Annotated in this window: 15 protein-coding genes; 7 read left to right on the forward strand and 8 right to left on the reverse strand. The window is 70.2% G+C overall.

Going from position 1 to position 21662, the window contains the following annotated elements:
- Nucleotides 1-252: 252 nt before the first annotated feature.
- The gene (locus FHR32_RS40480; RefSeq protein WP_184751892.1) at nucleotides 253-1650 is read right to left on the reverse strand and encodes an IS1380 family transposase; all 1398 of its coding nucleotides are present in this window, start codon (nucleotides 1648-1650) and stop codon (nucleotides 253-255) included.
- Nucleotides 1651-1917: 267 nt separating this feature from the next.
- Here FHR32_RS40480 and FHR32_RS40485 point away from each other — a divergent pair, with 267 nt between their 5' ends.
- The 4 genes from FHR32_RS40485 to fdhA all read left to right on the forward strand — a co-directional run bounded on the left by FHR32_RS40485 (nucleotide 1918) and on the right by fdhA (nucleotide 7739).
- The gene (locus FHR32_RS40485; RefSeq protein WP_184759877.1) at nucleotides 1918-2451 is read left to right on the forward strand and encodes a GIY-YIG nuclease family protein; all 534 of its coding nucleotides are present in this window, start codon (nucleotides 1918-1920) and stop codon (nucleotides 2449-2451) included.
- Nucleotides 2452-3120: 669 nt separating this feature from the next.
- Nucleotides 3121-4410, forward strand: a complete 1290-nt coding sequence (selA, locus tag FHR32_RS40490; RefSeq protein ID WP_184759878.1) for an L-seryl-tRNA(Sec) selenium transferase — start codon at nucleotides 3121-3123, stop codon at nucleotides 4408-4410.
- On the forward strand, nucleotides 4410-6263 hold the full coding sequence (locus FHR32_RS40495; protein WP_184759879.1) for a SelB domain-containing protein: 1854 nt from the start codon (nucleotides 4410-4412) through the stop codon (nucleotides 6261-6263). The genes selA and FHR32_RS40495 overlap by 1 nt, the downstream gene beginning before the upstream one ends.
- Before the next feature lie 252 nt (nucleotides 6264-6515).
- Nucleotides 6516-7739: a formaldehyde dehydrogenase, glutathione-independent gene (fdhA, locus tag FHR32_RS40500; RefSeq protein WP_184759880.1), complete on the forward strand. Its 1224-nt coding sequence runs from the start codon at nucleotides 6516-6518 to the stop codon at nucleotides 7737-7739.
- Between the two features lie 79 nt (nucleotides 7740-7818).
- On the opposite strand, the gene FHR32_RS40505 is transcribed toward fdhA, so the two are convergent.
- From FHR32_RS40505 to FHR32_RS40525, 5 genes are all read right to left on the reverse strand, one after another.
- Entirely contained in the window at nucleotides 7819-9909 is a 2091-nt protein-coding gene (locus FHR32_RS40505; RefSeq protein WP_184759881.1) for a xanthine dehydrogenase family protein molybdopterin-binding subunit, read from the reverse strand.
- Nucleotides 9906-10892: an FAD binding domain-containing protein gene (locus FHR32_RS40510; RefSeq protein WP_184759882.1), complete on the reverse strand. Its 987-nt coding sequence runs from the start codon at nucleotides 10890-10892 to the stop codon at nucleotides 9906-9908. Before FHR32_RS40510 ends, FHR32_RS40505 begins: the two co-directional genes overlap by 4 nt.
- Nucleotides 10889-11437: a 2Fe-2S iron-sulfur cluster-binding protein gene (locus FHR32_RS40515; RefSeq protein ID WP_184759883.1), complete on the reverse strand. Its 549-nt coding sequence runs from the start codon at nucleotides 11435-11437 to the stop codon at nucleotides 10889-10891. The genes FHR32_RS40510 and FHR32_RS40515 overlap by 4 nt, the downstream gene beginning before the upstream one ends.
- Nucleotides 11438-11597: 160 nt before the next feature.
- A complete protein-coding gene (locus tag FHR32_RS40520; RefSeq protein ID WP_246468560.1) occupies nucleotides 11598-12986 on the reverse strand; it encodes an ROK family transcriptional regulator in 1389 nt (462 codons plus the stop codon).
- A 146-nt stretch (nucleotides 12987-13132) separates the two neighbouring features.
- Nucleotides 13133-13303, reverse strand: a complete 171-nt coding sequence (locus FHR32_RS40525) for a hypothetical protein (protein ID WP_184759884.1) — start codon at nucleotides 13301-13303, stop codon at nucleotides 13133-13135.
- 35 nt (nucleotides 13304-13338) lie between these two features.
- On the opposite strand from FHR32_RS40525, the gene FHR32_RS40530 reads away from it, so the two are divergent.
- Nucleotides 13339-14841, forward strand: a complete 1503-nt coding sequence (locus FHR32_RS40530; protein ID WP_221466865.1) for a discoidin domain-containing protein — start codon at nucleotides 13339-13341, stop codon at nucleotides 14839-14841.
- A 44-nt stretch (nucleotides 14842-14885) separates the two neighbouring features.
- Here FHR32_RS40530 and FHR32_RS40540 read toward each other — a convergent pair whose 3' ends face one another.
- Both FHR32_RS40540 and FHR32_RS40545 read right to left on the reverse strand, forming a co-directional pair.
- The gene (locus tag FHR32_RS40540) at nucleotides 14886-16574 is read right to left on the reverse strand and encodes a ThuA domain-containing protein (RefSeq protein WP_184759885.1); all 1689 of its coding nucleotides are present in this window, start codon (nucleotides 16572-16574) and stop codon (nucleotides 14886-14888) included.
- A gap of 61 nt (nucleotides 16575-16635) precedes the next feature.
- Entirely contained in the window at nucleotides 16636-19461 is a 2826-nt protein-coding gene (locus FHR32_RS40545; RefSeq protein WP_184759886.1) for a carbohydrate-binding protein, read from the reverse strand.
- 307 nt (nucleotides 19462-19768) lie between these two features.
- On the opposite strand from FHR32_RS40545, the gene FHR32_RS40550 reads away from it, so the two are divergent.
- Together FHR32_RS40550 and FHR32_RS40555 are read left to right on the forward strand one after the other, a co-directional pair.
- The gene (locus tag FHR32_RS40550; RefSeq protein ID WP_184759887.1) at nucleotides 19769-20053 is read left to right on the forward strand and encodes a hypothetical protein; all 285 of its coding nucleotides are present in this window, start codon (nucleotides 19769-19771) and stop codon (nucleotides 20051-20053) included.
- A gap of 792 nt (nucleotides 20054-20845) precedes the next feature.
- Entirely contained in the window at nucleotides 20846-21541 is a 696-nt protein-coding gene (locus tag FHR32_RS40555) for a class I SAM-dependent methyltransferase (RefSeq protein WP_184759888.1), read from the forward strand.
- Nucleotides 21542-21662: the final 121 nt, after the last annotated feature.

The following is a 21662-nucleotide window of genomic DNA, read 5'->3' on the forward strand; positions in this document are numbered from 1 at the left end:
CAGAAGGTGTCTCCTCTGAGCCTGAATCCACCGAGCGTCTTTGAATGATCGTTTCTAAGTTCGATTCCTCCATGAGGGCCGTTTCTCTCGGTGTTCGGCAGGTGGAGTCCTGTTTTCGGGCGTGATGGGGCCGCCGCTGGCGGGTTCTGCGGCTTGTCCGGGTCATGCGGTTCGGGGCGGTCGGTGGCGGTGTCGCCGGTGGCTGGGTAGGCCGTCAAGGTGCTGGCGGGGTGGTGCCTGTGAGATGGGATATCAAGCGGCTCGGGCGAGCGGTGGCGAGCGAAGCGCGTCGAAGAGGTTCATCCAGGCGGGCTGCCAGGGCCAGTGGCCGGGCAGGTGGAGGGTGATATGGCCGCGCCCGTGCCGGGCGAGGCGGGCGGGTACGGCGATGAGGTGGCGGCGCAGAGTGGCTCCACGTGCTCGTGCGCAGCGGGCTCCGGACAGGCAACCGGCGGCGCGGAGCAGGTTGTGGCTGATCGTGGCCAGTGCCAGCCAGGCGGCGTTGGCCGCGAAATTACCGGAGGGCAGGTGAGCCAGCGGCCCGGAGATCAGATCGGCGAAGATCTGCTCGATGATCGCGTGATCACGATGCTGTCCTTCGGCCTGGATCAGCTCATACGGAGTGTCGGTGAACACGGCGTGGTAGCGATAGCACGGGTGGTGGCCGGGGTCGGTCTGCTCACCCAGTCGTTTGACCCGGCGCACGATCAGGCGGGCGGTTACGGCCTGCCCCTTCTTGGAGGTGAACGCGGTGTAGCGGGTCTCGGCGACCTCGGCATCGGAGATCCACTGCCCGGATTCCTCGTCCAAGATGGCGTTGGGGTAGCTGATCGGGGTCCAGGCGCCCTGGGGGATCGCGGCGATCGCCGCCTTGATTTTGGGGTCCATCTTCGCGGTGAAGGAGAACCGGACATCGGCTCGCCGGCAGGCGCCGATGACCTTGGCGCTGTAGTAGGCCGCATCGCCTCGGCAGAGCAGGATGCCGGTGGCTCCGGCCTCCCGGGCCGTATTGATCGACTCGGTCACGAAGGTGTCTGCGCCGCGGGCGGAGTTGGCGGTGCCGCCGCGCAACCGACTGGCGGTGATGACCGGGGCGGCCAGTGGGGTGGACAGGGCCGAGGCGAGCACGTTGAGACCGCGGACCCGCAGGCTCTTGCCTTGAATCTTGGTGTGCCCGAACCCGGCGCCCTGTTTGGTCGGCCCGTAAATCCGTTTTTGCATCGAGTCCAGATCGAGGAACGCCAGCACGTCCACGCCGGGCAGCAGCGGTGTGTGCGCGGCCAGACGGGCCAGCAGGCGGCGGCCGACCTTCCCGATCTGCCGCACGTTGCCCCACGTCAGACAGCGCAGAAACGACCCGAGCGTGGAGGGGGCGCGGATCCCGGCAAACAACTTATCCATCCCGCCGTGGCGCAGCACGTCCAGATCATCGATGCTGTCGGCCCCGGCGATCATCCCGGCCACGATCGAGCCGATTTTCAGCGGGGCATTCACCCCGAGTCGGTCGGCGATGGTCACGTGCTCCTGAGCCAGACCGGCCAGGTCACAGCGCTCGGCCAGGCGCATCACCGGCAGCAGGCCTGCGTAGGCGACCGTGTGCTGGTCATCGAAGATCGCATGGGTGTGGGCGGGAGCGTGAGACAATCGCACTTACGACGTGCCCTCTTGATTCGGCGGCTGGAAGCGTAGAGAACTCCCATCCTGCCAGGTCAGAGGGCATCGTCATGTCTACGGTCCAGCCCTCACCTGATAACGCTCGGTGGATTCAGGCTGAGTCTCGACAACTCCAGGTTAGGACCAGGGCCTCTTTCGTGCGAGAGTTGGCTGCTCAAAAAGCCGCTGGGTTCTTCTGGTCTTTTGAGAGACGCGGAAGAGGAATATCCCTTAACGGCTAGATATTCACAAGGCGGAATCGTAATGGCCACGCTGTATCGCTTCTTCGACCAGGACGGGACGCTCCTCTACGTCGGGATCACCGAGTCGCCGCTCGTGCGGTTGGATGGGCATGCGGCCACCCAGCCTTGGTGGGGCGAGGTCCGGTCGGCCACTTATGAGCATTTTTCGAGCCGGGCGGAAGCGCGTGAGGCGGAGCTCAACGCCATCCGGTCCGAGCATCCCGCGTTCAACGTCGCCGACAACGGCGATCCGCGGCTTTCTGAGCGGCTCGCCGCGTGGGACGCGCGGATGCAGCGACGGGCGATAGCCGCTGGGCATGCGTTTCACGGGGGGCCGGATCACCGTCAGCCGCCGTACGACGTGCCGTGCCCGACGCCGACGTGCGGGGCGCTGGAGTTCGAGCCGTGCCATACGGCAGTGGGCCGGGTGAAGGAGGAGGCGCATTCGGTGCGGGACCGTGACTCGTGGAAGGCTCGGCATTGCCGGACGTGCGGAGCGCCGCCTCGGGCAGGGAAAGACATGCTTCCTGGGCCACGGCGCCAGCTTCGTCCGTGAGGGGGTGGGGGGTTGCCGTTGTGGTTGGTTGTCCCGGTGGGGAACACAGGGGGAACAGCAGGCCTGAATACGGCCATCGATCGCCGTCGATAGCCAACGAAGTATTTCCACTCTGACTTGCGGAACCGCATGTGGCCAATCACAGTCAACGGTAGCCAGTTGGCCTGGAAGCGGTCTTCAAAACCGACGAGGCCGAGGTTCTCGGCCTGACGGGTTCGATTCCCGTCCGCCTCCGCTCTGTTTCCGTACCCGTGGACCCATGGGGCGCGCTCCGCGCGCCGGCGGGTCCGTGTCCGGCCGTGTCCTCGCCCTGGCAGAGCCCCCCGCCGACGGGCCCCGGGAGCCCTAGCGGAAGCAGATCCTCCCAGCGCACCTCGCGCCCGATCGCCTCGCCGATGATCCTGACCTGCTCGGTATGGGTGATCGACTCGGGGCCTGTGATCACATACTTGGCTCCGTCGTGTCCAGAGGAGCGCGGCCAGGGCGCGCCACTATCCCGAGGGTTCCGGCGGCGGGCCGAAGGTCCAGTCCGTGCTCTGGGGGTCGACGGTCACGGTGACGCGCTGGCCGACGTCGAGATTACGGTAGAGCGGGCCGGGCAGCCGCCCCGGTGAGGTTTTCGGCCCGGCGGGTTCTATTCCGGCCCGCCTCCGTTCTATTTTCGTACCTATGGACTCACGGAGGCGTGTTCCGCGCACCGACCTGGTGCTCGCCGACCCGCGGCTGGTCGCGACGGCGGGGAGGCTGGGGCGGGCGATCGTCAAGGACGCCGTGGCGCAGGCCCAGCGGCGGGCGCGGCAGGGCGAGATCGGTCCCGAGGAGGTCGCGGACGCGGCGGTGGCGGCGCTTCCGCCGTACGCCACGAGCATGCGGCCGGTGATCAACATGACCGGGGTGCTGCTCCACACCAACCTCGGCCGCGCGCCCCTGTCCTCGGCGGCGATCGCCTCGGCGGCGGCCGCCGCCGGCTCCGCGGACGTGGAGTTCGACCTGGCCACCGGGGCCCGTGCCCGTCGCGGCAGGGGCGCGCTGGAGGCGCTCGCGCGGGCCGTGCCCGCCGCCGAGGACGTGCACCTGGTCAACAACAACGCCGCCGCGCTCGTGCTGGTGGCCACCGTGTTCGCCGCCGGACGGGAGATCGTTATCAGCCGGGGCGAACTGGTGGAGATCGGGGACGGGTTCCGCATCCCCGACCTGCTGATCTCCACCGGCGCGAGGCTGCGTGAGGTGGGCACCACCAACCGCACCTCCTACGCGGACTACGCGGCTGCCGTGGGACCCGAGACCGGGCTCGTGCTCAAGGTGCATCCGTCGAACTTCCGGGTCGAGGGCTTCACCGGTTCGGTCGAGGTCGCGGCGCTCGCGGGGTTGGGCGTGCCGATCGTGGTCGACATCGGTTCCGGCCTGCTCGCGCGCGAACCGCTGCTGCCCGAGGAGCCCGATGCGGCGGGTGTGCTCAAGGCGGGGGCCGACCTGGTCACCGCCAGTGGAGACAAGCTGCTCGGCGGGCCGCAGGCCGGCCTGCTGCTCGGCCGGCGGGACCTGGTCGAACGGTGCAGGCGGCACCCGCTCGCCCGTGCCCTGCGGGTGGACAAGCTGACCCTGGCCGCGCTGGAGGCCACCCTGCGCGGACCCGCCACCCCCCTCCATGAGGCACTGCGCGCCGATCCGGCGGCGCTGGGCGAACGCGCGGGAATGCTCGCCGACAAGCTGGCCGGAGCCGGAATCGACGCGAGAGCCGTATCGAGCGAGGCCACCGTGGGCGGTGGGGGAGCGCCCGGTGTGACGCTGCCCAGCGCGGCGGTGAGCCTGCCCGAGCGGTTCACCGTGCCGCTGCGGACCGGCGCGATTCCGGTCGTCGGCCGGGTGGAGGGCGGCCGGCTCCTACTCGACCTGCGGACCCTCCCCGTGGACCGGGACGACGACGTGATGCGCGCGGTTCTGGAGGCGGACGGCTGATGCACGTCGTCGCGACGGCGGGACACGTCGACCACGGCAAGTCCACCCTGGTCAGGGCGCTCACCGGGATGGAGCCCGACCGGCTGGAGGAGGAGCGGAGGCGGGGCCTGACGATCGAGCTCGGGTACGTCTGGGCGACGCTGCCCTCGGGCGAGCGGCTGGCCTTCGTCGACGTGCCCGGACACGAGCGGTTCCTCGGCACGATGCTGGCGGGGGTCGGTTCGGCGCCCGCCGTCATGTTCGTGGTGGCGGCCGACGAGGGCTGGATGCCGCAGTCGCAGGAGCATCTGGTCGCGCTGCAGGCCCTCGGCGTACGGCATGGCCTGCTCGCGGTGACCCGGGCCGACCTGGCCGATCCGGCGCCGGCGATCGGGCAGGCACGGGCCCGGATGGCCGCGGCCGGCCTCGGCGAAGTCGAGACGCTGGCGGTGAGCGGCCGTACGGGGCAGGGGCTCGGCGAGCTGAGGGAGGCGTTGGACCGGCTGGTGGCCGCGCTGCCGGTGCCCGACCCGGAGGCGCCGGTCCGGCTCTGGGTGGACCGGGCGTTCAGCGTGCGGGGCAGCGGCATGGTGGTGACCGGGACGCTGCCCGAGGGGACGATCGCGGTCGGAGACGGACTGGCGCTCCCCGGCGGTCCGGTCCGGGTCCGGGGACTGGAGAGCCTGAAGGAACCCCGGACCTCTGTGACCGGTGTGGCACGTGTGGCGGTCAACCTGCGCGGGCAGGGCGTCCCCGAACGCGGCCAGGCGCTGGTCACGCCGGGGGCGTGGACCTTCACCGACCAACTCGACGTGCGGCTCTCCCCGGTCGGAGCCGCCGGGGACCCCGGGGCGATCGGCGTCGATCCCCGGGCGCGGGAGAAGACCGGCCGGGCGCATGAGCCGGGAGAGCGGGATCAGGGTGACCTGCCGCGCCGGCTGACCGCCCACATCGGGTCGGCGGCGGTGGTGTGCGAGGTGCGGCCACTCGGCGGGCGGATCGTACGGCTCCACCTGGCCAGGCCGCTCCCGCTGCACCTGGGCGACGTGCTGCTGCTCCGCGATCCCGGCCGGGACCGCGCCGAGGTGCGGGTCCTCGCCGGGGTGGACGTGCTCGACCTGCGTCCTCCGGCGTTGCGCCGCCGGGGGGCGGCGCGGGAACGTGCGGCCCAACTCGCCCAGGCCCGGCCGGACGCGGCCTCGCTGCTCCGCGCCCACCCCCTGCTCCGCGCCGGTGACCTGCTGGCCATGGGGTGCGGCCCGGAGGGAGAGCCGGTGTGCGGTGACTGGCACGCCGATCCGCCCTACTGGTCGAGCCTGGGAGAGCGCCTTCCCCAGGTGGTACGGCGGTACGCCGCCGATCATCCGCTGGAGCCGGGCATGCCGGTGGAGGCGGCCCGCCGCGAGCTGGGCCTGCCCGACCGGCGGCTGGTCGCCGCACTCGTACGACGCCCGCTCACCGTCGCCGACGGGCGGATCGTGAGCGGCTCTTCGGGCCTGCCCGCTCCGGTGGCCCGGGCACTCGAGCGGCTCGGCGCGGAGCTGTCCGCCCATCCCTTCCGCGCGCCGGAGGCCGGGCGGCTCACCGAGCTGGGGCTGGGGCCCCGGGAGTTGGCGGCGGCCGTACGGACGGGGGCGCTGCTGCGCGTGGCCGAGGGAATCGTGCTGCTGCCCGGCGCGGACGTCCGGGCCGCGGCGTCGCTCGCCCGGCTGCCGCAGCCGTTCACCGTCAGCCAGGCCAGACAGGCCCTGGACACCAGCCGCAGGGTCGCGGTGCCGCTGCTGGAGCACCTCGACCGTAAGGGGCTCACCGAACGGATCGACGAGGCCCACCGGCGATGCCGGGTGCCGTCACCCGGCCGGGGCGCGCCGTAGGCCACCTGCGACCGGTGGGCGGACGGACGGAGGAGCCTGTCCGGTTACTGGATTAGTCGATGGGTATGTACTTTGACCTGGGGAGAACCGTCGCCGCCGCCGAGTGCGGCGGCAGACCGCCCGCCGGGAGGATCGCTCGCGGAAGCCGCAGGGGCGGTGCCGCTCATCACCTCCGGTCCCGGTCCGGCCGTCGCCGCTCTCCACGGGGAGATGGCCACTCCGCCGGTGTTTCCGGCGAGGAGGGAAAGCGTCATGCCGGATAACAAGGGCGTCACCTACCAGGGGCCGGGCAAAGTGGAGGTCGAGACCATCGCCTACCCCGAGTTCGAGCTCAAGGACGGACCCGGGGTCAACCCGGCCAACGTGGGGCGCAAGGTCCGGCACGGCGCGATCGTCAAGGCCATCGCGACGAACATCTGCGGCAGCGACCAGCACATGGTCCGCGGCCGTACCACCGCGCCTCCGGGGCTCATCCTCGGCCACGAGATCACCGGTGAGGTCGTCGAGGTCGGCCCGGACGTGGAGTTCATCAAGGTGGGCGACCTCGTCTCGGTCCCCTTCAACATCGCCTGCGGCCGCTGCCGCAACTGCAAGGAGGGCAAGACCGGCGTCTGCGAGAACGTCAACCCCGACCGGCCCGGTTCGGCCTACGGGTACGTCGACATGGGCGGCTGGCCCGGCGGGCAGGCCAAGTACGTGCTCGTCCCCTACGCCGACTGGAATCTACTGAAATTTCCGGACAAGGAGCAGGCGATGGAGAAGATCCTCGACCTGGCCATGCTCACGGACATCTTCCCGACCGGTTTCCACGGCTGTGTCACCGCAGGGGTGGGACCGGGATCGACCGTCTACATCGCGGGGGCCGGCCCGGTCGGGCTCGCCGCCGGGGTCTCGGCGTTCCTGCTCGGGGCCGCCGTGGTCATCATCGGCGACCTGAACAAGGACCGCCTCGCCCAGGCCCGCAGCTTCGGCTGCGAGACCGTCGACGTCTCCCAGGGCGAACCGAAGGACCAGATCGAGCAGATCCTCGGCGTACCCGAGGTGGACTGCGGCGTCGACGCCGTCGGATTCGAGGCCCGCGGCCACGGCGCCCAGTCGGACACCGAACAGCCCGCCACCGTGCTCAACTCGCTCATGGAGATCACCCGCGCCGGCGGCGCGCTCGGCATCCCGGGACTGTACGTGACCGGCGACCCCGGAGCCTCCGACGAGGCGGCCAAGCACGGCTCCCTGTCCATCCGCCTCGGCCTCGGCTGGGCCAAGTCGCTCTCCTTCGCCACCGGGCAGTGCCCCGTCATGCGGTACAACCGCCAGCTGATGATGGCGATCCTGAACGACCGGGTGCAGATCGCCAAGGCGGTCAACGCCATGCCGATCCCGCTGGACCAGGCACCCCAGGGATACGCGGACTTCGACAAGGGCGCCGCGTGCAAATACGTGCTGGACCCGCACGGCATGCTGGCCGCCTCCACCTGACGGGACGCCCTTCCGGCGGAGGGGCCCGCCGCGTGCTCCCCGCCGGGGGAGCACGCGACGAGCCTCCGGGCCGGCCGCCCTACCTCACCAGCTTGTCCAGGCGGATCGGCAGGTCGCGGATGCGCACGCCGGTGGCGTGGTGCACCGCGTTGGCGACCGCCGCCGCGGTGCCGACGATCCCGATCTCCCCGATGCCCTTGGACCCCATCGGGTTGAGGTGCGGATCCTCCTCCTCGACCCAGAACGCCTCGATGTCGGGCACGTCCGCGCAGGTGGCGATGTGATATTGGGCGAAGTCGTGGTTGAGGTAGTCGCCGAACTCGCGGTCCATGACGCTCTCCTCCAGCAGGGCCATCGACAAGCCCATGGTCATGCCGCCGATGAACTGCGAGCGTGCGGTCTTCGGGTTGACGATCCGGCCCGCGGCGAACACCCCGAGCAGCCGCAGCATCCGCGTCTCTCCGGTGTCGGTGTCCACGCCCACCTCGGCGAACTGCGCACCGAAGGCGTGGCGCGCGAACCGCTGCCGCCCCTTGATCTCCTCTGTCGTGTCGGCGCTCGCCTCGACGCCGCCGGCGGGCAGGTCGCCGCCCCGCCGGTCGAGCTCGTCCACCAGCGCCTCGCAGGCCCGCACCACGGCCGTGCCCCACGAGGCCGTCCCCATCGACCCGCCGGCCAGTGAGGCGGTGGGCAGCGAGCTGTCGCCGATCTCCACCTGGACCCGGTCCGCCGAGGTGCGCAGCGCGTCGGCGGCGATCTGGGTCAGCACCGTCCGCGCGCCGGTGCCGATGTCGGAGGCCGCGATCCGTACGGTGAACCGGCCGTCCTGCTCGGCCCGGGCGCTCGCCTGCGACGGACTCCGGTAGGCCGGATAGGTGGACGACGCCACCCCGGTTCCGACCAGCCACCTGCCCCGGCGCCGGACTCCCGGCGTGGGGTCGCGGTCGGTCCACCCGAACCGCCGTACGCCGTCGCGCAGGCAGGCCACCAGGTTGCGGGAGCTGAACGGCAGCCCGCTCTCGGGGTCGGCGTCCGGTTCGTTGCGGATCCGCAGCTCGACCGGGTCGAGCTCGCAGGCGATCGCCAGCTCGTCCATCGCCGATTCCAGTGCGAACATCCCCGGGGTCTCGCCGGGCGCGCGCATCCAGGACGGGGTGGGGACGTCGAGCCGGACCAGCCGGTGAGTGGTGCGCCGGTCGGGCGCGGCGTACATCATCCGGGTGGGCGTGGTGGTCTGCTCGGCGAACTCCCGGAGCGTGGAGCTCTGCTCGAACGCCTCGTGCACGATCGCGCGCAGCCGCCCGTCGGCGTCCGCGCCGAGCCGTACCCGCTGGATCGTCGGGGTGCGGTAGCCGGTCACCGCGAACATCTGCTGCCGGGTCACCGCGAGCTTGACCGGGCGGCCGGTCTGCTTGGCGGCGAGCGCCGCGAGGATCACGTGCGGGTGTGGAGTCCCCTTGGACCCGAACCCCCCGCCCACGTGCGGGGAGATCACCCGTACGTTCGCGGGAGGCATGCCGAACAGGGACGCGACGGTGTCACGGACCACGGAGGACCCCTGATTGGAGTCGTGGAGCGTCAGCCCGTCACCGTCCCATTCGGCGACCGTCGCGTGCGGCTCCATCGGGTTCTGGTGCTCGGCCGGCGTGGTGTAGGTGGCGTCCACCACGACCGGAGCGCCTGCGAGGGCGGCGTCCGGATCACCCTGCTCGACGTCGGCGGGGAAGTTTGGATTAACCCGATTCGGCCGGTACATACCTGGATGATCGGCGCGCAGCTCGACGTCGTGCTGCTCGGTGGCGTACTCCACTTTCATCGTCCTGGCCGCCTCCCTGGCGTCCTGGAGCGTCTCCGCCACCACGAGCGCGACGTACTGGCCCCGGTAGGAGACCCGGGGGGACTGCAGCACGGACAGCTCGGGATTGTCGGCGGGGGCCAGTTTGGGGGCGTTGGCGTACCAGATGGCGGCGATCACGCCGGGGCACTTGAGGACGGCGTCGACGTCGACGGTGCGGACCTCGCCCCGGGCGATGGTGGCCTGTACCGGCACCGCGTAGGCCACGTCGCGCGGGGAGTGCTCGAAGGCGTACCGGGCGTGGCCGGTGACCTTGTCAGGGCTCTCGACCCGGTCCAGTGCCGAGCCGACGGACGACGGAACCGTGGTGGTCATGGCGTCTCCACGAGGTCGGTGAGGGTACGGATCAGCACGTTGCGGGCGAGTGGCACCTTGAACCCGTTCTCCGGCAGCGGGCGGGCCTGGGCCAGTTCCGCGTCCGCGGCCCGGGCGAACTCGGCCGCGGTGGCGGGAGCCCCGCGCAGCGCCTCCTCGGCGAGCTCCGCCCGCCAGGGCACGTGCGCGATCCCGCCGAGCGCGATCCGGCAGTCCCGGACCACGCCGTCGGACATGTCCAGCGCGACCGCCACCGACACCACCGCGAAGGCGAAGGAGGCCCGGTCGCGCACCTTGCGGTACTTCGATCGGGTCGTGAACGGCAGCGCCGGCAGTTCCACCGCGGTGATCAGGTCACCCGGTTCCAGGACGGTGTCGCGGTCCGGCTCGTCGCCGGGCAGCCGGTGCAGCCCGGGCATCGGCACCTGCCGTGCCCCGTTCCGCCCCTCCACGTGCACGGTCGCGCCGAGCGCGGCCAGCGCCACGGCCATGTCGGAGGGGTGGGTGGCCACACAGGCGGTGGAGTGGCCGATGATCGCCAGGTTGCGGTGGTCGCCCTCGACAGCCGGGCAGCCCGAACCGGGCTGCCGCTTGTTGCACGGCTTGGAGACGTCCTGGAAGTAGGAGCAGCGGGTGCGCTGCAGCAGGTTGCCGCCGACCGTGGCCATGTTGCGGATCTGGCCCGACGCGCCCGACAGCACCGCCTCGGCCAGCATCGGATACCGGCGCCGCACGGTCGGATGGGCCGCCAGGTCGCTGTTCCGCACGCCCGCGCCGATCAGCAGGCCGCCGCCCGCGGTGTCCTCGATCGTTCCGGAGGCGACCCGGGTGACGTCCACCAGGGCGTCGGGTGAGACGACGCCCAGCCGCATCAGGTCGACCAGGTTCGTGCCACCGCCCAGGTACATGGCGTCGGGCCGCTCGCCCAGCGCGGCCACCGCCGCCTGTGCGTCCGTGACCCGCTGGTAGGCGAAGGGTCTCACGGTGCCACCTCCGCGATCGCCGCGACGATGTTGACGTAGGCTCCGCAGCGGCACAGGTTGCCGTTCATCCGCTCGCGGATCTCCCTTCCGTCGAGGCGTGGGGAGGTGCTCACGTCCTCGGTGACCACGCTCGGCCATCCCGCGGCCGCCTCGGCCAGCATCCCGGCCGCCGAGCAGAGCTGTCCCGGCGTGCAGTAGCCGCATTGGAAGGCGTCGTTCTCGACGAACGCGGTCTGCAGCGGATGCGGGGTGTCGCCGTCGGCGAGCCCCTCCACCGTGGTGATCTCCTCCTCTCCGAGGGTCACCGTCAGCGTCAGGCAGGACTTCACCCGCCGCCCGTTCACCAGCACCGTGCAGGCCCCGCACTGCCCGTGGTCGCAGCCCTTCTTCGCGCCGATCAGGTCAAGCCGTTCGCGCAGGGTGTCAAGGAGCGTCTCCCTCGTGTCCACGGTGATCGGGTACTCGGTCCGGTTGACCGACAGCCGGATGTCCGCGGTGATCGGGGTTGAGGCATCCCGTCGTGTCGTATCGGCTCCGTCGTTCATGGCGCTTCCCTACCCGGTTGTCTGTCATGCATTTCCCCGCGTACGCCAACAGACATTTGACTTCTGTTGAACGTCCGCGAAGGCCCGGTTTGAGGTCTACGTGGAAGGGCACGAGGAGATGCCGTGATCGGGGAGGTCTGTCCAGGAACGGGACGGACCCTCAGGGGGCCGAGGGCTGGGGGGCCACCGGTCCGACACGCGCCGGTCCGACACGCGCCGGTCCGACACGCGCCGGCCCGACACGCGCCGGGCCGATCGCGGTGGGATCGTCGACGAGCTGGTTGATCACAACGTTGGCGGCGCCCAGTGACGCGGCGCCGAATCCGAGGTCGGAGGCGACGAAGCGGCACCGGGCGGCGGGACCGGCGATGATCAGATTTTCCAGCTCCGCCTGGGCGAAAGGGAGGAGCCACTCGGCCAGCGTGGCGAAGTAGCCGCCGACGACGATGACCCGGGGGTTGAAGAGGTTGACCAGGATCGAACCGCCCAGCCCGAGCCAGCGGCCGACCTCGGCCACCGCGCCGAGCATCAGCGGGTCACCTCCGGCCAGTCCCCGGGCGATCTCCGCCACCCTCTCCTCGGGATCGGGCACCGGGGCGGTCCCCAGCCCGTAGGCCTGGTCCGGGGTCGCCATGCGCACCAGCGCGGCGAGCCCGACCTTCGTCTCCCAGCAGCCGTTGCGCCCGCACCCGCACCGGAGCCCTCCTGGGTCGACGGGCATGTGGCCGACCTCGCCGGAGAAACCGTCCGCGCCGCGCAGCAGGCGGCCGTCGACGATGATGCCGCCGCCCACGCCGACCTCGCCCGTCAGATAGACCATGTCGGATGTCCCCGCGGCGACGCCCGAGGTGTATTCGGCCAGCGCGGCGAGGTTGGCGTCGTTGTCCACCGTCACCGGGACATGCACGTCGCCGAGCGCGACGGACAGCCGGGAGGCGAGCGCGACGTCACGCCAGCCGAGGTTCGGCGCGAGCGCGACCACGCCGTGGCCCACGTCCACCAGGCCGGGGACGGCCACGCCGATGCCGGCCATCCCGATGCCGGACGGCCCGCCGCCCGGCGTTCCGGTGGCGGACCGCCCGGCCCCGGCACGGGTGAGCTCGTCGATGGCCTGCCGGGCCACCCGGCCGAGTTCGCGCAGCGAGTGGTTGGGGCCGCTGCCCATCGCGTCGAAGCCGACGCGACGCTCCACCAGGACGCGCCCGCTCAGGTCGGTGCCGTGGACCGCGACGTAGTCCACATTGATCTCCAGGCCGAGGATCCCGACATGGGCGCCGTCGAGTGCCACCGCCCGCCGGGGGCGGCCGACCGCGCCCGCGTGCTCGATGCCGACCTCACGGACCAGCCGCCGGTCGAGGAGTTCCGCCATCAGGTTGGACACGGTGGCCCGGTGCAGGCCCGTCGCCTCCGCGATGTCGGCGCGCGAGCTGGAGCCGTGGTCACGCAGGTGGCGCAGCACGAGCGACAGGTTCGTCCGGCGCAGCGAGGCGTGACCCGCCGGTTGGGCACCGCTCCCCGCCAGGCGGGTGAAGTGCTGCCCCTGCGTCATGCGGTCACCGGCCTTTATATGTCTTCAAGAGCAATTAATCGATTTCTAACACCGGCAGAGTAGGCCGTACAGCTTGCCCTGATAACGACTTCGCACCTGTCGCTCCTGCCCCACAGGGGGCGACACGCCTACATGTTGCCGAAACGTTACGGCGTGTGGAACGTTTCGACGCTTGCGCCGTACTGGATGGCGTCTTTTAATGCGGCAAGCTGCGTAAATTCCAGCGCAAAATATGAAATTTGATAGATGGGCGATGGAATTTCATTGAAAGGAGTGGCTGGAGCGCAGCCGTCGCGGTGGTGAGGAGTCTCGTCCACCGGAAGACCACGCCGACACGAGGAGTGATTCACCCATGCGGAACTGGCGAAGCGCGGCGGCCGTCACCGCCCTGCTCCTGACTGCGGGCTTGACAACCCCCGGAGCGCCGGCGGCTCTGGCCGCCGGAGCGGTCGTCGCGGAGGAGCACACCGCCTCGGACGTCCACCTGTTCTACTACCCCTGGTACGGCAGCCCGGCCGTGTCCGGCGGCTACCGGCACTGGCAGCAGGGCGGCCACACTCCGCCCGGCGACGTGGGCGCGGACCTCTACCCCTCGCTCGGCGCCTACGACTCCGGGGATTTCGCAGGCGCGGTGACGCAGCACATGCGCTGGATCCAGCGCTCGGGTGCCGGGACCATCGTCTTCAGCTGGTGGGGGCAGGGCTCCTACGAGGATCGGCTCGCCGCCGGGGTGCTCGACGCGGCGGCGCGATTCGGGATCAAGGTCGCCTGGCATCTCGAACCCTACGCCGGCCGTACGGCGGCCTCGACGGTGGCCGACATCGCCTACATCAACTCCCGCTACGGGAGCAGCCCGGCGTTCTATCGCGACGCCGAGCACGGCGATCGCGGTGCCTTCTACGTCTTCGAGAGCCTGCGGATCGCCGACTGGTCCGCCCTGGACCAGGTACGCGCGCACAGCATCGTGCTGGCGCAGACCACCGACACCACCAAGGTCGCGCACTTCGGCGGGATGTACACCTACGACGCGATCGCCGGCGCGACGGCCCCGGGCTGGAAGCAGGCGGGCGACTTCTGCAGGGCGAACGGCCTCGTCTGGGCGCCGTCCGTGGGTCCCGGCTACCTCGACGACCGGGCGGTTCCCGGCAACACCACCCCGACGCTGGGCCGCGACAACGGCGCGACCTACGACCTGGAGTGGCGCAACGCGCTGGCTCCGGCCACCGGCGGGTCGCCGAGCTGGGTCTCCGTCACCTCGTTCAACGAATGGCACGAGGGGTCGGTCATCGAACCGGCGAGTTCCACCCCGCCCGCAGGACTCGGCTACCAGACTTTCGCGGGGGCCTACGGCAAGACGGGCGCCGGCGCGGAGACCGCCTACCTCGATCGGACGGAGTACTGGGTCAACCAGTTCGCCGGTGAGGTCGCGCCGCCCAACCCCGACCTGGCGGCGGGCAGGGCGATCACGGCGAGCAGCGCCACCGGTGGCTACCCCGCGGCCAACGCCAACGACGGCAACGCCAACTCCTACTGGGAGAGCCTCAACCACTCCTTCCCCCAGTCCATCACCGTCGACCTGGGTGTCGCGAGCAGCGTCAGCAAGATCGTCCTCAGGCTGCCGCCGTCGCCGGCCTGGGGTGCCAGGACCCAGACCATCTCGGTCCTCGGCAGCCAGGACGGCTCGGTCTTCTCGACGCTCTCCCCGCCCGCCGGCCGCACCTTCGACCCGGCCACCGGTAACACCGTGACCATCACCTTCCCCGCCGCCACCCAGCGCCACCTCCGGCTGGCCGTCACCGGGAACACCGGCTGGCCTGCCGGGCAGGTCGCGGAGTTCCAGGTCTTCCGCAGCTAGAGAGGGCTCGTGGCGCGCCGGCGTGGCGCGCCACGAGCCGTGGCTCACCTGGTGAGGGTGAGGGTGTCGACGTCGAACAGGTAGCCGCTGCCTCCGGTGAAGACGAGGAAGAGGGGGCCGGTGGCTGATCCGGTGAGGGGGGTGGAGACGTTCTGGAAGGTTTCCCAGCTTCCGGTGTTCGGTGCGGTGACCGTGCCGAGGAGGGTGCCGGTGGCTGATCCGGAGCGGATCTGGATGGTTCCGCCGGATCCGGCGGAGGAGATGCGGGCGCTGAAGGCGGTGGCGCCTGTCGTGGTGATGGTGGAGTAGCCGGTCCAGTCGCCGTTTTCGATGTATCCGGCGGTTTTGCCGCCGCTGGCCGAGGTGTGGTCGGCGATCTGCACGCCCGAGGTGGAGGTGTAGGACTCCGCCTCGGCCGTGGTCGAGCCGCCGCCGAGTTCCTTGATCCGGATGTTGCGGAACGCCACGTCGTCGCCCGCGCTGTGGTTCTGGATGCCGATGTGCCCTTCCCGCAGGCTGCGGGAAGGGTCGGTGTTGGTGAAGTCGTTGATCCTGACACCGTTGAGGAAGACCTGCAGCCGCTCGCCCTGGACGAGGAGCTCGTAGGTGTTCCACGCGCCCGGCGGATTCAGGGCCGCGTCACGGGCGGCGGTGTCGGGGGCCTTGACCGCGTAGACGGCCCCGGTGGTGCGGTCGGGGGTGTCGGTGGCGTCGATCTGGACCTCGTACCCCTTCGAGCCGTTGAGAGGGTCGGAGGCGGGCAGGCCCACGAAGACGCCCGAGTTGTCGTCGCCGGCGACCCTCCAGTCCAGCTTGAGGGAGTAGGAGAAGTACTTCTTCGCCGAGTACCACAGCACGCCCATGCCCCCGGTGGAGGTGAGGGTGGCGTCGGTGTTGGTGAAGCCGCCCGGTCCGGTCTGTGTCCAGCCGGTGGTCGAGCCGTTGAACAGGGTGGTGTAGCCGGTCTCCGGCCGGCAGTCTGCCTTGGCCGTCCCCGCTGCGTAGCGGATGCCGCCGAGGAGCAGCGAGCGGAAGGCGGGCTCGGCGTAGGAGCTGTCCGTGTGCCCGAGACCGGTGTAGAACGACCGGCCGGACGACACCGGGTGACACCAGGTGATCGGGTGGTCGCCCATGTCGCCGCCGCTGTAGCTGCTCTCGTCGAGGCTCTGCAGCACGCGGGCGGTGTTCCGGGGATTGGTGCGGTAGTTGTACCACTCGTCGCTTCTCGACCAGGTCGGGCTCAGATGGGCGGTGGCCGCGTGCGCCCGGTCCTCGGTCTTGACCGTCGCCTGCTGGATCGCCGGGTGCCCTTTGAACCAGGCGCCGACCAGGTCTCCGTAGTACGGCCAGCCGTACTCGGTGTCGGCGGCGGCGTGGACGCCGACGTAGCCGCCACCGCCGTTGACATAGGACTCGAAGGCGGCCTGCTGGGAGCTGTCGAGCACGTCACCGGTGGTGCTGAGGAACACCACCGCTCTGTATCGCGCCAGGTTGGCCGTGGTGAAGGCCGCGGCGTCCTCGGTGGCGGTGACGGTGAAGTTGTTCGCCGCGCCCAGGTCGCGGACGGCCTGGACGCCCACCGGGATCGAGCTGTGCCGGAAACCGGCGGTCTTGGAGAAGACCAGCACCTGGTAGGCGGGGTCGGCCGCCTGCGCGGCCGTGGGGATGAACGTGGTCGCGCCTACCAGCGCGGCCACGACGGTCGCCAGGCCACCCCGGATGAGGTTCCGCATGGCTGTCCTTTCGTCGGGTGAGGCCCGGTGCGGCGGGAGCGCCGCCGCACCGGGAGCCGGGTCACTTGGTGAGGGTGAGGGTGTCGACGTCGAACAGGTAGCCGCTGCCTCCGGTGAAGACGAGGAAGAGGGGGCCGGTGGCTGATCCGGTGAGGGGGGTGGAGACGTTCTGGAAGGTTTCCCAGCTTCCGGTGTTCGGTGCGGTGACCGAGCCGAGGAGGGTGCCGGTGGCTGATCCGGAGCGGATCTGGATGGTTCCGCCGGATCCGGCGGAGGAGATGCGGGCGCTGAAGGCGGTGGCGCCTGTCGTGGTGATGGTGGAGTAGCCGGTCCAGTCGCCGTTTTCGATGTATCCGGCGGTTTTGCCGCCGCTGGCCGAGGTGTGGTCGGCGATCTGCACGCCCGAGGTGGAGGTGTAGGACTCCGCCTCGGCCGTGGTGGACGTCCCGGTGGCGAAGGTGAAGGCGTCCACGTCGAACAGGTTGCCCGAGCCGGTCGGGCCCTTGAACACCAGGAACAGGGTGGTGCTTCCGGCGGGTGCGTTGGAGATACCCGTGGTGACGTTGGTGAAGGTCTCCCAGCTGCCGGTCACCGGCACGGTGGCCGTGCCGAGGAGGGTGCCGGTGGCAGAACCCGCCCGCACCTCGATGGTCCCGCCCGCTCCGGCCGAGGAGACCCGGAAGGACGCGCTCTTGACGTTGGACAGCACGTAGGGCTGGAAGGAGACCCAGTCGCCGTTGTCGATGAACCCGGCCGTCCGGGCGCCCTCGGCGGAGGTGTGGTCGGCCGGCTGGACACCGGACTGCGCGCCGAAGTGCTCGGCCTGCCGGTGCCGGGGCTGCAGCACGCGGATGCTGTGCGTGGTCAGGCCGCCGGCGTCGGTGTACTCCGCGTCGAAGACGCCGTAGATGTTGGCCGCGGCGTCGTGCTCACCGTCGATCGGCACCGCGATGCTCCCGGAGCAGCCGTTCTTGGAGGTGATCGCGTGGCGGTGGCTGTCGTGGCCCAGCAGGTATGTGACCTTCACCTTGGCGCAGTCGACGGCGCCGTCCTCCGGGTCGCTGACGCCGACCTGGAAGGGGACGGTGTCACCGAAGGAGAACGGCTGGCCGTCGCCGGGGGAGGTGAGCGAGACGGTCGGCGCGCTGTTGCCGACGGTCACCACGACGCTCGCGGTCCCGGTCAGCCCGGTCGGGTCGGTGACCGTCAGGGTCGGCGTGTAGGTGCCGTTGACGGTGTAGGTGTGGGACGGGTTGGCCTGGGTGGATGTCCCGCCGTCACCGAAATTCCACGAGTAGGTGAGGGCGCCGCCCTCGGGGTCGGAGCTGCCCGCGGAGGAGAAGGCGACAGCCAGCGGGTTGGGGCCGGAGGTCTTGTCCGCGGCCACCTTGGCGACGGGGTTGCGGTTGCTGCCGCCGATGTACTCGATCCGGTAGAGCGCCTGGTTGTCGCTGCCGGTGCCGTAGTCCAGCACGTACAGCGCGCCGTCCGGGCCGAAGGCCATGTCCATGACCTGGGTGCCCGTCCACGGGAACGCCGAGATCTCACCGGGGGAGCCGTCGGACTTGACCTCGATCGCCTTGATCCAGCGCCTGCCGTACTCGCCGGCGAAGTAGCGGCCGTTCAGCGAGGAGGGGAACTTGACGCTGGAGTTGAGGGCCGCGTCGTAGCGGTAGACCGGGCCGCCCATCGGCGACTCCGAGCCGCCGCCGAACTCCGGTGGCGAGCCCGCGTCGCCGTACTTGATCCAGCTCGACTTGGCCGCGGGGAGCGTGGCCAGGCCGGTGTTGCGGAAGGAGTTGTTCGCCGGGCCGCCCGCGCAGTTGTACTTCGCGCCGGAGGGGCCGCTGGGGAAGGTGTACTCGTTGTAGGTCTCGGCGGTGGTGTTGGTGCCCGTGCAGTACGGCCAGCCGTAGTTGCCGGGCGCTGTGATCCGGTTGAACTCCACCTGGCCGCCGGGGCCGCGGTTGGCGTCGGCCGCGCCCGCGTCGGGGCCGTAGTCGCCCAGGTAGACGATGCCGGTGGCCTTGTCGACCGACATCCGGAACGGGTTGCGGAAACCCATCGCGTAGATCTCCGGCCGGGTCTTCGCGGTGCCGGGCGCGAAGAGGTTGCCCGAGGGGACGGTGTAGCTGCCGTCGGGCTGCGGCTTGATCCGCAGGACCTTGCCGCGCAGGTCGTTGGTGTTGCCCGAGGAGCGCTGGGCGTCGAACTGCGGGTTGCGGTTGGTCTGTTCGTCGAGGGGCGAGTAGGAGTTGGACTCGAACGGGTTGGTGTCGTCCCCTGTCGTCAGGTACAGGTTCCCGGACGCGTCGAAGTCGATGTCGCCGCCGACGTGGCAGCACTGCCCGCGGTCGTTGGGGACCTCCAGGACGATCTTCTCGCTGGCGAGGTCGAGCGTGCCGTCGGTCTTCAGTACGAACCGCGACAGGTTGAGATGGCCCTTCCAGGGGGCGAAGTCGGTGTCGGTGCCCGTCTTGGGGGCGTCGCCCGACGGAGTGGTCAGCTTCGGCGAGTAGTACAGGTAGATGTAGCGGTTCGTGGCGAAATCGGGGTCCGCCGCGACGCCCTGCAGTCCTTCCTCGTCGTGCGTGTAGACGTTGAGCGTGGCGGCGACCTTGGTGGTGCCCGCCGCGTCGGTGACGCGGACCGTGCCGTTGCGGGCGGTGTGGACCACCGACCGGTCGGGCAGCACCGCCAGGGACATCGCCTCGCCGAGCTTGGCCGCGCCGACGGCCAGCTGGACCTGTTGGTAGTCGGACGGAGGGATGACGATCGCCGCCTGAGCGGTCTGGGCCGCGTGAGCCGGGGGGATCGCCAGGCTGCCGGCGGTGATCAGCAGCGTCGTGGCGAGCAACCGGGTCCAGGGCCGAGAACGTGGTGACATGAGGATCCTTTCCTGACCTGGGGGGTTAAGTCAGGCAAGGCGCGCGCCGCCGCGCTGGTTGCCGTGGTGCTTCGATGTCTTTATTTGTCTTTGAGAGCAATTAATTGGGTTTGTAACACGGGGATGTCGTGCTGTGCACCCCTGAGCCAGGTAACGAATTAGCAACCGGCGGACGCGTTGCAGGTCGGCGAAAAATCAGAGCAAGGTTATGAAAGTGTTACACAAGGCGAAACGTTTCGACGCTTGTGTCTCCGCCGTACTGGTGTTTTTAATTCGGCGAACCATGCAAATTAATTGGGAGCGCGACGTGCGGCACAGCCGGGACGGCGGTTGGAACGGGAACGCGAAGAGTCCCGTCAGGTCGGCGGGGATCCCCGCCGACCAGGCCACGGTGCGCCGGTCCAACCTCTCCCTCGTGCTGCGACACGTGAGCGAGCACGGTTCGCGATCGAGGTCGCTCGTCGCCGCGGAGACGGGCCTGAACAAGACCACCGTGACCAGCCTCATCGACACCACCATCGGCATCCGCCGCATCACGACACCGAGCCCGGAAGGGAACGCTGATCGAGTGCCCCCACCGTTCTTCCGCTGAACCCGCGGACTCCTGAACCTTGGTGGCGGGCCGCATGCCCGGCCATCCCCGCCCTCGGCCCCCCTGCCCCCGTCCGTCCGGCTGACCGATCCGTGATGGCGCCGTTCCCGCCGACCTCGGCTCCGTCACGGTGGCGCCGCTTCGAGTCGGACGGGCGGACGGGCCCCTCTCGGGGATCCGCGCGAGAGGGAGTCGATCGTCGTGGTGGCCGTGCTGCTGCAGCGCCGTTCCCTCACTTTCCGGACCTGATTTCCACCCCCCCACAGTCCGGGAGCGGGGTGCTGGAGGCCACGGTGACCTACAGTCCCGCGATGGACTCCTCGGCGATCAAGCCGGCGCGGATGGAAGGCAGCCAGATAACCGACGGGGCCTTGTCGTAACGGGTGGCCAGACCGCGCCGGTCCTTTCCGTTCTCAGGAGATGACAAGGACGCCGAAGTGCCGCACGCGATCGGTGCGGCTGATTCGGTGTCCTAGTCACGGGTGAGGAACATGCCTGCGACCCTGACCGCGTTTCGCGCGGGGTGGCTTCGTGCGGTTGGCCGCCTGGTCCGCCTTCTCCGGGATCACTGCCCGGATGTTGCGTCTGCGCAGACATCCGATCTGCCTGAACCGTCAAGCCGTATCGGTGCCGTAGCACGGTCTCTCATCACGGATGTGGCTTCGTTCCGGGGTATAGCACCAGAACCCGAGCACTGGCAGCACCGCCCGTGGGCCGCTGGGATGAGAACGCACCTTGTTCCTCGTGCTGAATCCGTTCGCGGCGGATCACAGCCACCGCCATGATGGACCGATGCCCCCGAAAACTGCTTATCACGACGCGCTCGGAGACTACTTCGCCGAGCACGCCGGCACCAGCCCGTACAACGCCTACACCGATCGGCCCGCGATGCTGGGACTCGCCGGTGACGTCGCCGGGGCGAGGGTCCTCGATGTCGGCTGCGGTGCCGGGCATTACGCGGCCGAGCTGCTGGCGCGCGGTGCCGAGGTGGTCGGTGTCGACGGCAGCAGCACGCTGCTGGATCACGCGCGGGCACGGGTGGGCGAGCGGGCCGAGCTCCATCTGCACGATCTGGAGAAGCCGCTGGACTTCGCCGCCGACGCGTCGTTCGACGGGGCCGTGTGCGCGCTGGTGTTCCACCACCTCACCCGTCGCACGCAGCTGCTGGGCGAGCTGCGCCGTGTGCTGCGGCCTGGGGGATGGCTCCTGGTCTCAACGACTCATCCGGCAGCCGACTGGCGCCACTTCGGCGGCTCGTATTACGCCGACGACTGGGTCGACCTTTCTCTCGGGGGCGGCCCGTTCTCGATCCGCTTCCAGCGCATGCCATTGGAAACGTTCCTGGGCGAGCTGCTGGCCGCTGGGTTCGGCCTGGAGCGACTCCTCGAGCCGCGCCCGGTCCCAGGCCTGAGAGAAATCGACGAGGCCGCTCACGACAAGCTGCACCGGACGCCGTCCTTCCTCGCCGTCAGGCTTGTGCGCCCTTGACCACGTGAAGGCGACCAGCGACGTCTCCGCCCACAGGCCGTCAAATCCAGACGGCTCAGACCGCACGATCGTCTGGGCCAGGACACACCGGTCCCAGACGGCCAGGCTTCTCCCGGGGCGC

Origin of the sequence: Streptosporangium album (assembly GCF_014203795.1) — a bacterium.
Lineage (GTDB): Bacteria > Actinomycetota > Actinomycetes > Streptosporangiales > Streptosporangiaceae > Streptosporangium > Streptosporangium album.

What these genes read in the sequence shown, in the direction of transcription:
- selA (WP_184759878.1), top strand. Translation starts at nt 3,121, where the DNA reads ATGGACTCACGGAGGCGTGTTCCGCGCACCGACCTGGTGCTCGCCGAC.
- FHR32_RS40555 (WP_184759888.1), top strand. Translation starts at nt 20,846, where the DNA reads ATGCCCCCGAAAACTGCTTATCACGACGCGCTCGGAGACTACTTCGCC.
- FHR32_RS40495 (WP_184759879.1), top strand. Translation starts at nt 4,410, where the DNA reads ATGCACGTCGTCGCGACGGCGGGACACGTCGACCACGGCAAGTCCACC.
- FHR32_RS40520 (WP_246468560.1), bottom strand. Translation starts at nt 12,986, where the DNA reads ATGACGCAGGGGCAGCACTTCACCCGCCTGGCGGGGAGCGGTGCCCAA.
- FHR32_RS40530 (WP_221466865.1), top strand. Translation starts at nt 13,339, where the DNA reads ATGCGGAACTGGCGAAGCGCGGCGGCCGTCACCGCCCTGCTCCTGACT.
- FHR32_RS40515 (WP_184759883.1), bottom strand. Translation starts at nt 11,437, where the DNA reads ATGAACGACGGAGCCGATACGACACGACGGGATGCCTCAACCCCGATC.
- FHR32_RS40485 (WP_184759877.1), top strand. Translation starts at nt 1,918, where the DNA reads ATGGCCACGCTGTATCGCTTCTTCGACCAGGACGGGACGCTCCTCTAC.
- fdhA (WP_184759880.1), top strand. Translation starts at nt 6,516, where the DNA reads ATGCCGGATAACAAGGGCGTCACCTACCAGGGGCCGGGCAAAGTGGAG.
- FHR32_RS40505 (WP_184759881.1), bottom strand. Translation starts at nt 9,909, where the DNA reads ATGACCACCACGGTTCCGTCGTCCGTCGGCTCGGCACTGGACCGGGTC.
- FHR32_RS40545 (WP_184759886.1), bottom strand. Translation starts at nt 19,461, where the DNA reads ATGTCACCACGTTCTCGGCCCTGGACCCGGTTGCTCGCCACGACGCTG.
- FHR32_RS40540 (WP_184759885.1), bottom strand. Translation starts at nt 16,574, where the DNA reads ATGCGGAACCTCATCCGGGGTGGCCTGGCGACCGTCGTGGCCGCGCTG.